The organism is Streptomyces sp. NPDC050211, assembly GCF_040656035.1.
Lineage (GTDB): Bacteria > Actinomycetota > Actinomycetes > Streptomycetales > Streptomycetaceae > Streptomyces.
Genome location: NZ_JBFALC010000066.1, coordinates 22467 through 35558 on the forward strand (window position 1 = coordinate 22467; position 13092 = coordinate 35558).

At 70.0% G+C, this 13092-nt stretch carries 10 protein-coding genes and 1 pseudogene; 3 read left to right on the forward strand and 8 right to left on the reverse strand.

The window, feature by feature from the left end:
* Positions 1 to 554 precede the first annotated feature (554 nt).
* The 6 genes from AB0I98_RS40620 to AB0I98_RS40645 form a co-directional block, all read right to left on the reverse strand.
* Positions 555 to 1529: a formylglycine-generating enzyme family protein gene (locus AB0I98_RS40620; protein ID WP_362950691.1), complete on the reverse strand. Its 975-nt coding sequence runs from the start codon at positions 1527 to 1529 to the stop codon at positions 555 to 557.
* Entirely contained in the window at positions 1526 to 3010 is a 1485-nt protein-coding gene (locus tag AB0I98_RS40625) for a sulfatase-like hydrolase/transferase (RefSeq protein WP_362950739.1), read from the reverse strand. Before AB0I98_RS40625 ends, AB0I98_RS40620 begins: the two co-directional genes overlap by 4 nt.
* Before the next feature lie 88 nt (positions 3011 to 3098).
* Positions 3099 to 4085 (reverse strand): aliphatic sulfonate ABC transporter substrate-binding protein, encoded by a 987-nt coding sequence (locus AB0I98_RS40630; RefSeq protein ID WP_362950693.1) that lies wholly within the window; start codon positions 4083 to 4085, stop codon positions 3099 to 3101.
* 67 nt (positions 4086 to 4152) lie between these two features.
* Entirely contained in the window at positions 4153 to 4932 is a 780-nt protein-coding gene (locus AB0I98_RS40635) for an ABC transporter ATP-binding protein (RefSeq protein WP_362950695.1), read from the reverse strand.
* Positions 4929 to 5741: an ABC transporter permease gene (locus AB0I98_RS40640; protein WP_362950697.1), complete on the reverse strand. Its 813-nt coding sequence runs from the start codon at positions 5739 to 5741 to the stop codon at positions 4929 to 4931. Before AB0I98_RS40640 ends, AB0I98_RS40635 begins: the two co-directional genes overlap by 4 nt.
* A gap of 19 nt (positions 5742 to 5760) precedes the next feature.
* Positions 5761 to 7002 (reverse strand): ROK family transcriptional regulator, encoded by a 1242-nt coding sequence (locus AB0I98_RS40645; RefSeq protein WP_362950699.1) that lies wholly within the window; start codon positions 7000 to 7002, stop codon positions 5761 to 5763.
* A 291-nt stretch (positions 7003 to 7293) separates the two neighbouring features.
* Between AB0I98_RS40645 and AB0I98_RS40650 the strand changes: the two are divergent.
* Both AB0I98_RS40650 and AB0I98_RS40655 read left to right on the forward strand, forming a co-directional pair.
* Positions 7294 to 8615: pseudogene (locus tag AB0I98_RS40650) on the forward strand (family 43 glycosylhydrolase).
* Positions 8599 to 9900: a hypothetical protein gene (locus AB0I98_RS40655; RefSeq protein WP_362950700.1), complete on the forward strand. Its 1302-nt coding sequence runs from the start codon at positions 8599 to 8601 to the stop codon at positions 9898 to 9900. The pseudogene AB0I98_RS40650 and the gene AB0I98_RS40655 overlap by 17 nt, the downstream one beginning before the upstream one ends.
* Positions 9901 to 9936: 36 nt before the next feature.
* On the opposite strand, the gene AB0I98_RS40660 is transcribed toward AB0I98_RS40655, so the two are convergent.
* The gene (locus AB0I98_RS40660; protein ID WP_362950702.1) at positions 9937 to 11238 is read right to left on the reverse strand and encodes an alkyl sulfatase dimerization domain-containing protein; all 1302 of its coding nucleotides are present in this window, start codon (positions 11236 to 11238) and stop codon (positions 9937 to 9939) included.
* On the reverse strand, positions 11238 to 11945 hold the full coding sequence (locus AB0I98_RS40665; RefSeq protein WP_362950704.1) for a DUF3159 domain-containing protein: 708 nt from the start codon (positions 11943 to 11945) through the stop codon (positions 11238 to 11240). Before AB0I98_RS40665 ends, AB0I98_RS40660 begins: the two co-directional genes overlap by 1 nt.
* Before the next feature lie 195 nt (positions 11946 to 12140).
* Here AB0I98_RS40665 and AB0I98_RS40670 point away from each other — a divergent pair, with 195 nt between their 5' ends.
* Positions 12141 to 13064, forward strand: a complete 924-nt coding sequence (locus AB0I98_RS40670) for an MBL fold metallo-hydrolase (RefSeq protein WP_362950706.1) — start codon at positions 12141 to 12143, stop codon at positions 13062 to 13064.
* Positions 13065 to 13092: the final 28 nt, after the last annotated feature.

Consider the following 13092-nt stretch of genomic DNA (forward strand, 5'->3'; position numbering starts at 1 on the left):
CATGCCATGTCGAGGTCGGCGCCGTCGGAGAATCCGTCTTCCAACTCCAGTCGGTGCGGGGCGTCGACGGACCTTCCCTGGCTGACAGGCAGCCGGCCGAGCTCGGACCGAGACGGTGCGTGGCGCCGGTCAGCAACCGTTCGCCCCGGAACCGGCCCCGCCGTAGCCGGAGGTCAGTCGAGACACGCCGGCCCGTGGCACCGTGAGCCGGGACCAGGGGCCGTCGGCGCTGACGCACGCTCCGTCGGCCCGCCGCAAGGAGAGTCCAACCGACCGTTCCCAGTGCCGAACACCGCCCGCCCGGAGGCGCGGCACATCCCGGGAAGAGCATGGGCGCCAGGCAAGACCGGAAGGTCAGGACCATCCGTCACGCGTCGGCCGGGCAGGTCACGCCTACGGTGAAGCGTCCAGTGAGGCATCCAGTGAAAGGCTCGCCGTACGGCCTCGCCGACACCCGTAAGGACCTGTGGCCGCGTGCACACTGCCCCGCTGCGGCGAGTGCGGACGCGCATGCCGCCACGTCGGCAGCCGCACCAGAGGGCCAGTGGAACTGTTCACCCTGCTTCTGGGGAGGCTCGCGGGCCGTCGGTGGGGTAGGCGACCCGGAAGCCGAGGTTGCCCGTCGTGCTGTCGGCGGTGTTGGCCGTGCGGGCGGCGACGCGGTAGCGGTTGCAGTACGAGTCGTGGCACAGGTACGAGCCTCCGCGCATGACCCTCAGCTCCGGGGACTTGGGCTCCCACGGGTCGGCGCACCACTCCCACACGTTTCCGCAAACGTTGTAGAGCCCGTAGGCGTTCGGCGGGAAGGCGTGGACGGGCGCGGTGCCGGTGTAGCCGTCCTCGGCGGTGTTCTTGGTGGGGAAGGTGCCCTGCCAGATGTTGCAGCGGTACTCGCCGTCGGGGGTGAGTTCGTCGCCCCATGGGTAGCGGGCCTGGTCGAGGCCGCCGCGGGCGGCGTATTCCCACTCGGTTTCGGTGGGCAGCCGTCCGCCGGCCCACTCGGCGAACGCCTTGGCATCGGACCAGCCGACGTGGGTGACGGGATGGTCCCAGCGCCCTTCGAGGTCGCTGCCGGGTCCCTCCGGGGTGCGCCAGGTGGCTCCCCGCACGCCGCACCACCACGGGGTGGCGTCGGGGCGGGGGGAGACGCGCCTCAAGTCGCCTGGCAGGAAGCGGGCGAAGACGTAGCTCCAGCCGTGGCGCTCGGCCTCGGTGCGGTGCCCGGTGTCCGCGACAAAGGCGGCGAAGCGGGCGGTGGTGACGGCGTAGGCGTCGATGGCGAACGCGTCCACGGCCACCTCACGGATGGGGCCCTCCCGGTCGCCGGGGTTCGCGTCCGCGTCCTCGGTGCCCATACGGAAGGTTCCGCCGGGCAGGGTGACGCGGGTGTCGTGGCCGGGCGGCCAGGTGCGTGCGGTGGGCGGCGTCGGCGCGAGGGCGACCGGCCCCGCGCCGTCGGCATCGGCGCCGGCGCGGGAGGGGGCGCAGCAGGAGGGATGGGCCCGGCCCGCGCTCGGTGCGCTGCTCATGCCGCGCCGCCGGCCTTCTCGGTCTCGAACGACGACAGCGTGGTGTCGTGGTCGGTCGGCACGTCGTACATGGGTGTCATCCAGTGGAAGAAGTTGTCGCCGCGGTCCCGTAGCAGGCGGTACAGGCGGTGCATCAACTGTGTGCGTACGTCCCGGAGTTCGGGGTGGTCGTAGCGGTTGAGAAGCTCGTCCGGGTCGGTCTGCAGGTCGTACAGCTCGTTGCGCGACTCGGGGTTGACGACCAGCTTGTAGCGCCGGGTGCGGAGCATGCGCTGCGGGTACGGGAAGTGGTGGCCGTGGTACTCGGCCAGGTGGTGCTCGTCCCAGGCCGGTCGTTCGCCGCGGGCGAGGGGCAGCAGGCTGCGGCTGTCGACGGCCGGGGCGGGGTCGCTGCCGGCGAGTTCCAGGATGGTCGCCGTGTAGTCGGTGAGGGAGACGAACTCCTCGCGCACCTGGCCGGGTACGGCGCCCGGCACCCGCAGCAGCCCGGGGATGCGGTAGATGTCCTCGTACATGGCGGGGCCCTTGTCGTGCAGCCGGTGGGCGCCGGTGAACTCGCCGTGGTCAGCGGTGAAGCACACCGCGGTGCGCTCGTCCAGGCCCAACTCCCGTACGGCGTCGAGGATGCGGCCGATCTGCTCGTCGATGAGCGTGACGTACCCCCAGTAGACGGCGATGAGTTTGCGGCTGTCCTCGATCGGCATGGTGTCGAACGCCCACAGCTTGCTGTAGTTGCGCTGCACGGGTGGCTTGCCCGCGAAGGTCTCCCCGATGGATGCGGGCAGCTCCACCAGGTCCGGGTCGTACAGGTCGAAGTACTCGTCGGGGAGGATGTACGGCAGGTGCGGGCCGAAGAAGTGCGTGGCGAGGAAGAACGGGGCGCCCTCCCCCGCCTGCTCACTCCCGGCGAAGCGGTGGAGCATCTCGATGGTGCGGGTGGCCAGGTAGTACTCGAAGGTGGCCTCGACGGGCTGGTGCAGCCGGGCCGCGAGGAGGTTGCCGGGGCTGCCGTTGGGGGTCGTGCCGCGCATCCGGCCGCTGATGGCGTAGCCGGGCAGGCCGTTCTCCTTGAGGTAGGCCTGGTAGTCGGGGTGATCGACGGGGTTGTGCCAGCCGGCGAGGTCGGGGCCCTGGAAGCCGTAGTCGGCGGCGGTGCGCCGGACGCCGCCGTGCCACTTGCCGAGGAGGCCCAGGTTGTAGCCCTCGCTGCGCAGTTGCTCGGCGAAGGTGAACTGGCCGTCGGCCAGGTCCTCCAAGTACCCCACGTTGCGCTCGTAGTTGGCGAGCAGCTTGTGTCTGAAGGGTGCCGCGCCGGTGAGCAGGCTGGCCCGGGCCGGAGTGCAGATGGCGGTCGGCGTGTAACAGCTGTCGAAGCGGGTGCCCTGCGCGGCGAGCCGGTCCAGGTGGGGGGTGCGCACGTGCGGGTTGCCGTAGGCACCGAGGGTGTCGACGCGATGCTGGTCGGTCATCAGGAAGAGCATGTTGTGGCGCAAGACTGTTGCCTTTCGGGTCGTACGAGGCGTACTCGCGTTGCCTCACGGGCGGGTCGGGACGGTGCAGGAGCCCGCCCTACTCGCCGCTTTGCGCCTTCTCGTAGAGCTCGCCCGCGTAGTACTCGCCGGGATCGGGGTTCTCCTCCAGCTGCTTGTTGCGTACGAAGAAGTCGCCAAGTGTCTTCAGCCACTTGTCCACTTCACCGCTCTTCGACTTGGCGACCAGGTCCGCGGTGGAGAGGGTCTGCACGTGGGAGGCGTCGGCCTTCGTCTGGGCCTCGGAGACCTCGAGCATTTTCGCGGTGAGCGCGATGGTCTCCTCGGGGTGCTCCTGACGCCAGTCGTTGGCCTGCTGAAGGACCTTGACCACCTTGCTGTTCTTCTCCTCGGGCACCTTGTTGCCGGCAACGAACGCGGTGGGGAAGGAGTCCCCGGTGTCCTTGGTGCTGGCGACCTCCACCAGGTCCGGCACCTTCTGCTTGATGGTGTCGATGGCCGGATAGAAGAAGCCGGCGCCGTCGATCTGCCCGGAGGAGAAGGCGGAGACGATCGTGGACGGATCCATGTTGACCTTGGAGATGTCCTTGTCGGTCATCCCGGCCTCCTCCAGCGCGATGTTGAGGATCATGTCGCCGGAGGTGCCCTCTGGCACGCCGATCCGCTTGCCCTTGAGGTCCTTCATGGTCTCCATACCGGGCTGGCCTATGACCCGGTCCGCGTACGTGAGCGTATTGATGGCGATGATCTTGGACTGGCCGGAAGCAGGCAGCCACACGGCGCCGGGGCCGATGTAGCCGTAGTCCAGGTCGCCGGCGCCGAGCGCCTGGATCTGCACCGGACCGTTGTTGAACGCCTTCACCTCCGCGGTCAGTCCGGCCTCCTTCCACAGACCCTGCTCCTCGGCTATCGCCAGCAGACTGGCCCCGTTGTAGTCGCCGATGTAGCCGAACTTGACCGTGGAGTCGTCGCCGGAGCCGCTCCCGGAACACGCACTCACGGACAGCGACAGCATGAATACGGCGGGCAAGGTCGTGAGGGCGTGCCTGACCGTGCTTCGGGACATGGTGGGTGGATCCTCTCGGTGCAGTACGAGGCAGTAAAAGGGTGGGTACCGGAAAGCCGACCGGTGGTTATGCGGCCGAGGCGGCTTCGTCCTGGTGGTAGACGGACGTCCAGACTTCGTTGCGGATGCGGCGGAACTCCGCGGACAGCCGGATCTCCTCCGTACGCGGATAGGGCAGGTCCACGTCGATGACGCGGTGGATGCGCCCGGGGCCCGCCGCCATGACGACGACACGGTTGGCCAGGTAGGCGGCCTCGTCCACGTCATGGGTGATGAACAGCACGGTCCGCTTCTCCTGACTCCAGGTCGCAAGCAGCTGGTCCTGCAAGTGCACCCGGGTGAGCGCGTCGAGAGCGCCGAACGGCTCGTCCATCAGCAGCACTTGAGGGTCCACCGCGTACGCGCGGGCGATGGCGCAGCGCTGCTTCATGCCGCCGGACAGTGTCTTGGGCAGGGCGTCGGCGAACTCACCGAGTCCGACGAGGCCGATGGCCTCGTCCGTGCGCCGCCTGCGCTCCTCGGCGGGTACGGAGGCGAGTTTGAGCCCGAACTCCACGTTCTGCCGCACGGTCAGCCAGGGGAACAGGGCGTACTGCTGGAAGATCACCCCCCGGTCGGGGCCGGGACCCGACACCGGCTTCCCGTCGACCAGGACGCTGCCCGAGTCGGGCTCCTGCAGTCCCGCGGCCATGCTCATCAGCGTGGACTTGCCGCAGCCGGACGGGCCCACGACGGTGACGAACTCCTGGTCCGCGATGTCCAGGTCCACTCCGCCAAGTGCCGTGAAGGTGGCGCCCTTCAGCGGGAAGGTCTTCACCACGCCACGGAAACTGATCTTGCTGTTCATCGTCGCTCCTGCCAGCCGGTGAGGCGTCGCTCGGCCAGCAGCAACAGCCGGTCCATGACGAGCCCGAGTACTCCGATAGTGATCAGCGACACGAAGATCGCGTCCATGTCGAACCAGGTGGCCGCCTTCTGCATCCGGTAGCCCAATCCCTCCTGCGCACCGATCAGTTCGGCGGCGACCACGGTGGCCCAGGACGCGCCGAGGCCGATCCGCATGCCGACGAGGATGAACGGCGTGGACGCCGGCACGACCACCTTGGCGAAGATGACGCGGTCCGAGGCGCCCAGCACCCGGGCGGCGTTGATCAGGGTCTTGTCCACGTCGACGACGCCCTGGAAGGAGGCCACGACGCAGGCCATGAACGAGGCCAGGTAGATCACGGCGATCTTCGGGACCTCGCCGATACCGAGCAGCACCACCGCGAGCGGGATCATCGCCAGCGGCGGGATCGTGCGGAAGAACTGGATGTACGGCTCGATCACGGCGCGCACCGCCGGGTACCAGCCCATGAGGAAGCCGACCGGGACCGCCACGACCACGCCGAGGGCGTAGCCGATGAAGACCCGGCGCAGGCTGGCGAGCGTATCGGAGGCCAGCGTGCCGTCGGAGATCATGGTGCCGGCCTTGCTCGCCACCGCCGCGGGCGTGGGCAGGTTCTCGACCAGTCCAAGGGCGGCCACGACGGCCCAGGCGGCGACACCCGCCGCGAGCGCCAGGCCGCCCAGGACCAGGGGTCGGACGGTACGACGCGGTTGTTGCTGCCGCTGCGCAGGGGCGGCGGTCTTGTCGAGAGGGGTGATCACAGCCATGGGTTCCTCACTGGTGGCCTCATGCGTTCTCCTCGGAGACGGGCTGCGGGTAATGGGTGAGCAGGGGGGTTTCATGGAGTACGAGGGCGATGCCGCCCAGGGCGCTGCCGGCCTCGCCGAGCGTCGCGCGCCGTACGTCCACGTGGTGGCGGGCCAGCGGCATCAGGTGCTGCCGTAGGGCCTGTTCGACCGGTTCGAGCAGGGCGTCGCCGGCCTGGGCCAGTTCGCCGCCGACGACGATGACGCCGGGGCCGACGGCGTGACAGACCGCGGCGAGGACTTCGCCGACCTCGCCGCCGACGCGGGCAAGGACCTCAAGGGCGGGCGGGTCGGCTGCCGTTGCCGCGTCCAGGAACTGCGCGGGGGTGTCCGCTGTGCCGCCCGCCGCCCGGTGGCGGCGCAGTACCGCATCGAGTGAGGCGAGGGTCTCCAGGCAGCCGGTCTTGCCGCACTCACACCGCTCGCCGGCCGGGTCCACGGTGATGTGTCCGAACTCGCCGGACAGTCCGTGTCTGCCCCGGTGCAGCGCACCGCCCACGACGAGGCCGCCGCCCACACCGTGCGACAGGCGCAGGTAGAGCACGTCGCCGCTGTCCGCCGCCGCGCCCCACACCGCTTCGGCGAGCGCGGCGAGGCGGGTGTTGTTGTCGAGCAGCACCGGCACCCCGAACCGCTTGCGCAGCAGGTCCGGCAGACCGTCGATGCCCTGCGCGTGGGCGCTCTCACTGCCGGGGTCGGTGGTCGGACCGACCACGCCGACGCCGATCGCACGGAGCGCGCCGAGATGAACGGCCTGTGCCCGCCCCGGGCCGCCAGGCCCCGGCTCCCCCGGCGCACCGGTCGTCAGCGAGTCGAGCAGCCGTACCGCGATGTCCACTCGCTCGGGCCAGGACAGGTCCCCGGCATGCCCCTCACTGGCCGAACCGACCACTTCGTGGGCGAGGTTGACCGCGGCGACATGCACGGCGCGGCGCGCGAAGTCGATACCCACCGCCTCCCCGGCGGCCGGGTTGAGGCTGAGCTTCTCCACCGGACGCCCCCGCTTGCGCGCCTCGACGTACGGCGTGCCGGCGACCACCGCACCGCTGGTCACCAGGCCGGCGACGATGTCGTAGAGCGTGGTGCGGGAAAGCCCGCTGCGGGTGCCCAGCTCGGCACGGCTCAGCGGACCGTACTTGCGCAGTTGCTCGAGTACGGCTTGCTCATGGCTGCGCCGGAGCCGGGTCAGCGGACCGTCGTGTGGGTGCATGCCGGACAGCATGTGAGTGCCGATTATTTTCGTCAATGAGTCGGACGAAATAACTTTGGTGCCCCCACCCTCCGGGGGTAGCCGGACTCAACCCTGGTGACCTGGGGACACTTGAAGATCTTACGTCGTCGTCCAGATTGCAACGCTTCGATAACGCACGAGGGTTGAGGCACCCTGGCCGAAACCACACCCCGGGAGCACCCGATCCGGATTAATTTTCCGGGCTGTTGACGAAATACCGCTGCCGTTCGCATCCTGGGCGTCATGCCGTCCCCGGGCGGCCTGACGAGGAGGACATGGCGGATGATCGACAACACGAACCGGCCGCCCATCGGCCGGAGGACCCTGCTGGCAGGTGCCGGCGCGCTGGGAGTGGCGGCGGCGCTGCCCACGGCCTCCGCACAGGCGAACCCGGCGACGCGACGTGGACCCGCCGCGGCCTACCCGGCGAACTGGCCCGACCTGGAACCGTACGGCCTCGCCGACACCCGCCCCGATCTCTGGCCGCGCGACGACAACTCCTTCATCCTCCCGCTCGAACTGCGCCCCCGGGACAAGGAGCGCGGCGTGGTCTGGATGCGGGACACCTACGTCAACTGCTTCGTCGTCGGGGGCCGTCCGCTCTACGTCGCCACGGGCACCACCCGGGTGCCGGGCCTCGACGCGGCCGCGCCGTGGAACGACGGCATCTTCGTGTGGGTGTCCCGGTCGCTGCGCGGACCGTGGCGGCTGGCCGACACCACCGGAATCCGTCCCGGCGCCGAGCGCGGCAAGGTGTGGTCGCCCGAGTTCGCGGGCGAGAACCGGCCCGGGCGCACGGTCGTCGCCCCCTGGCAGCAGTACTGGCACGACGAGGGGTTCGGCAAGCGCGGCAACGTATGGGCACCGGAAGTGCACCATGTCCGCGGCCGCTGGTACATCGTCGCGTGCATGGGTGACCACTCCCGCAAGGTCGGCTCGTTCCTCCTGGTGAGCGAGGGCGGGGTGGCGGGTCCGTACCGGCTCGCCAAGGGCAACCTCGACAAGCCGTTCGGCGAATCGTTCATCGGCGGGCCGTCGTTCATCGCACCCGGCGCGTACCACCACATCGACGGCAGCATCTACGCCGAGGGCCACGACGCCTGGCTCGTGCTGCACAACGACCTGTACGCCAAGTTCCGCGCCGACATGGAGGACATCGTCCCCACCACGGACCTCCCGAAGTTCCAGCAGTCGCCCTACTCTCCGGAGCCGTACCTCGAAGGCGCGTACGTCTTCAAGCACGGCGGCAAGTACTACCTCCTGCACGCCGCCTGGAACCGCTCGTCCGTCGCCCCGGACGGCAGCACGCGCTACGCCTACGACCCACCGGGCACCGGCCGCACGCAATACCAGTACGACGCGGTCGTCGCCGTCGCCGACCACTTCGAGGGCCCGTACTCCCGGCGCTGGACCGCGGGTGTCGGCGCGGGCCACAACAACTTCTTCGCCGACCACGCGGGGGGCCTGTGGCCACGTTCTTCCGCAACCCGAACGCCGGCTACTGGTCCGATCCGTCGCGCATCGCGAACGCCGCCGTCCCCGGCGTCGTACGCCTGGAGTGGACGGGACCGGAAGGGGAGCGCCTCTATGTCCGACGTCGTTAAGACCGGCCGAATAACGCCTGAGCACGATGTGCCGAACACCGAGCTCGGGGCCGCTCGCCCGGGTCCCAGCCGTCGCGGGCTCCTCGGCCTCGCCGGCGGTGGCGCTCTGCTGCTCGCGGGGTGCCGATGGGACGGAACGGGCGGGTCCGCAGGCGGCGGCACCCGCGATTCGGACAGCCCCACCAGGCAGGCGAGTCGTTCCGCGGCCCCGGAGGGCGTGCTCGGCTCCAACTTCAACGAGGAGCCGCGGGGCATGACCGCCGCGGTCCTCGACGACCTGCGCACCAAGTGGGTGCGCGGCTTCACCCCGATGCCCGAGCTGGACAGTGTGGAGGCGGCCCGGCAACCGGCGATCAGAACCCTGCTGTCGTTCGCCGGCTCCGGCTACGGCACCGTGCTGTCGTTGAAGTTCCCCTACCAGAACAAGCCTCTCCCGCGGCCGGGCACCAGCGCGATGGACATCGAACTCGCCCGCGTCGACAAGGCTTTGGGTGCCGTCCTCGACAAGGTCGACATCCTGGTCATCGGCAACGAGCCGTTCATCGAGACGCGCGAGGAGGACCGCGCCACCCTGCTCAACCCCTTCTACGAGGCCGTCGCCGCGCATGTGATCGCCGAGCGCGAGAGGCGTTGCGGGCCCGAGTGTCGTACCCGCCTGTACATGGGCGCCCTCAACCGCCTCCACGAGCCCGCCTGGCAGACCCCCGCCGTCAACCGCTGGCTGGGCCACGTCAAGGCCGTCCCCGAGATGGAGGGCGTCGACATCCATCCGCACGTCTCCTCGATCGAGCAGGCCAAGGCGTTCACGGATTACGTGCTGCCCCGGATCCGCCCCGAACAGCGCTTTCTGGCCACCGAGTTCTCCCTGGTGCACTGGTGGAAGCAGCATTGGAGCGACCCGGTCCCCGCCACCTACGCCGACCGCTACGCGGTGCCGACCGGAACCCCGTTCTGGCAGGAAGTGCGAGACGCGGCCGCGGACCCGTTTGCGCAGCAACGGTGGCACGACCTGCTGATGAACAGCCCGTGGTTCGCCTCGCGCAAGGACTATCTGACCACCCAGGTACGGCAGTTCCGCGCCACCGGACGGCTGGCGGTGACGACTTACGGCACGCTGCAGGGACCTGCGATGATCCGCGACATCGGGCCGGACAAGACGCCATGGCTGCTGAACAGCCTGTACGCCAACCTCGTCGCCCGGCCTTCCGCGAACGGCGACATGGCGCACAACCCGGCGTTCTTCGACGCGTTCCGCGCCCTCCAGAACTCCTTCAGCGGGTCCTGAACAACGGGCCGCGCGCCGTGGCGGCAGGCCGCGTGCTCAGCGTGGCCGCGCCGTCGAGGCGAGCTCGGTCATGGTGTCGGTGCCGGCGATCACGCCCCGCGACTCGGCCTCGGCCCAGGTGAAAATGCCGGTCGACATGGTGCTGCGCTCCTGGACGGCACGCAGCGCGTAGACCTCGGCGCGGGCGGTGTGGACGGCGGTGTCGTCCGGTGCGGCGTCACCGGCGAGCTGGGCGAGGTGGCACGCCAGCCGGTGCGAGCCGGCATGGGCCAGCTCCAGCGCGCGGTCGGCGAGCATCTGGGCGCCCCCGCTCAGTGCGGCGATCTCGCTCGCGAGCTCCTCGTCCGGGGCGGGCTTGAGGTGGGCGGGGTTGCCGTCGTACCAGCCGGCGAACTGGCGCCATACGTTGCGGACGACGAACTCCGGCTCGTCGTAGAGCGGTTGCAGGTAGTGCAGCGCCGTCAGCTCGTCCGGCACCCGCACCCGGTGCAGGGTCTCGACCAGCGTCGCTCCGTCGTTGAGGCAGGCGATCGTCTGGTCCACGAGAGTCTCCAGGTAGTGCGCGGTGTTCTCCAGGGCCTCGCGGACGCGGCCGGCGCCGACGACCGGGATGCCGTGGCTGCCGAGCATGAGCTCGGCGTCGAGCGAGGCCATCCACCGCAGCGCGACAGCCCAGTCGACCGGGTAGCGCTGCACCTTCTGCGGGTTGCCGGCGTTCGGGGCGACGCCGAGGAACAGGTCGCCGGGGAAGAGGACCCGCTTTTCGGGGAGCCAGCCGACCACGTGGTCGTCGGTCTCGCCCCGGTGGTGGGTGAGTTCGAGTCGGAGGCCACCGACCTCGATCACGTGGGTCTCGGCGAAGGTGATGTCCGGCTGCCGGAACTCGGCGGGCCAGACGAGGTCGGGACTGCGGAACTGCCGGCGGTTGATGACCGTGTTGTAGCCCTGCGTCTCGGCGTACCGCCGGAATCGCGCGAGCACGTTCTCGTGCGCGACCACCACCGGGCGCGGTCGGCCCTGGGCTTCGGCGTCGGCGTCGAAGCGCCCCAGGCCGCCGACGTGGTCGACGTGGCCGTGGGAGTAGACCGCGTGGGTGACCGGCCCGGAGTCCCACTCGGTGACCTGCTTGTGCAGCCCGTCGGCGAACAGCGCGAGGCCGGTGTCGAAGAGTGCGAGTCCGTCGGCGTGCCGGATGGCAAAAGCGTGTCCGAAGCCGGGCACCATCAGCACCCCGTCGGCCACCTCCTCGGCATGGGTCATGGTCGGTTCGACTATCGAGGTCGGCTCACGGTCGCCGTTCCACATCTCGGTGGCCTGCTGGAGGATCGAGGTCTTCATCACGGGTCCTTTCGGTGAGGCGCACTGCGGTCGAGGGAGGCGGCAGTGACCACGTCCTGGTTCAGTGGGGCGCCGGGCACGGTCGGGCGGTGCCGTACGGCGCGGCGCACTACCACCACGGTGAGGGCGACCGTCGCCAGCATCGTCGGCTTGGCGAACAGCGCGCTGATCAGCGTGAGTCCGACGACCGAGTCGATCGCGTAGAGGTAGCCGAGCGGTACGAGGTGGGTCGCCCAGAGCACGGTCCAGGCGGCGGTCAGGCGAAGGTGGCGACGCCGGGCCGCCGGATCGCCGGCCGTCGACGCCGGCTCCACCCGGACCCTGCGGCACACCGTCTCGGTGATCGGGCGCCCGATCAGCAAGGAGCCGACGCACACCACCAGACCGGCGGCGTTGACGACGAGCTCGGGGAAGTAGAACGCGCGCCCTTCGCTGAAGGCGATGGCACTCACGCTGTGGAAGGCCACGATCGACGTCGACACAGTGACGACGAACAATGATTCGCCGCGGTGGCGGCGGAGCGCGGCGACCACCAGGGCGACCAGTAGCGCGACGAGTGCTCCCCACTCCGGGCCCCAGCGGGACTCGGCGAACAGGAACGCCACCGGTGCGGCGGCCGCGTCGACGAAGTGCCGCGCGATGTCGGCCGGGCGGCGCGGTGGGCCGGGGATCGGTTTCCATGCGTCGCCCGTGTCGGGGTCGTACATCGTGCCCTCCTGTCATCGTCCCGGACGCCCCGGACGGGCGGTCCGTCCTCGGCGCCCGCCGTGGTGATCTGCTTCTCAGCTATGCTTGACACATCACAACTGATAAATCAATCATTGTAAAGAGGGTGCGGAGCCGCCGGGCACGCGATGCCGTTCGCCGCCCGGCCAGGCGCCCGAGACGAGAGGAGCCAGCAGATGACGACCACCGTGACGCTGACCGGCACCGGCGTGCCGTTCCCGAGCGCGGAGCGGGCGGGGCCGGGCGTGTTGGTGAGCTACGACGGCGTCCATCTCCAGATCGATGCCGGCCGCTCCACGCTGATGCGGCTGGCCCAGGCCGGGATCAGCGCGCACCAGCTCTCGGCGCTGCTGCTCACTCATCTGCACAGCGACCACGTCAGCGACGTCGCCGACCTGGCACACACCCGGTGGCTCCTGGACCACATGCACGGCACCGGCCCACTGCCGGTGGTGGCGGCCGACGGGCACGCTCCCGTGTTCGTCCAGCGAGTACTGACGGCGAACGAGTACGACGTGGACGTGCGGGTGCGGCACGTGCAGGACGGCTCGCCGGAGGTGACCGGCCACTGGTTCGACCTCCCGGACACGCCGACCGAGGTCTGGCGCAGTCCGTGTGGGCGTGTCGGCGTCGCGGCCGTCCGCGTACGGCACGAGCCCGTCGAGCAGGCCGTCGGCTACCGGATCAGCACCCCCGACGGCGTGGTTGTCGTATCCGGCGATACGCGGGTCTGCGAGGAGGTCGCGGCGCTGGCGGCCGGCGCCGACGTTCTGATCCACGAGGCGTGCCGGCGCACGGCGTTGGCGGAGTTCGTCAAGGGCACGCGCTTCGAGACCATCTTCAGCTACCACGCCGACACCGTGGAGCTGGGCGAGATGGCGCAGCGCGTCGGTGTGCCGCACCTGGTGCTGACGCACCTCATCCCGGAGCCGACGTCGCCGGAGCAGGTGGCCGAGTTCGAGGCCGAGGTCCGCAAGGGCGGATTCGAGGGGCGGGTGTCGGTCGGTCACGACCTCATGCCGGTCACGCTCGGCGAGGCTCCCGACGCGGGGGCGACCACGACGATGCCGCCCGGCGCTTCCCCGCTTCATCAGACATGACCAGAAGATCCACCGAGAAGGGAGTCAG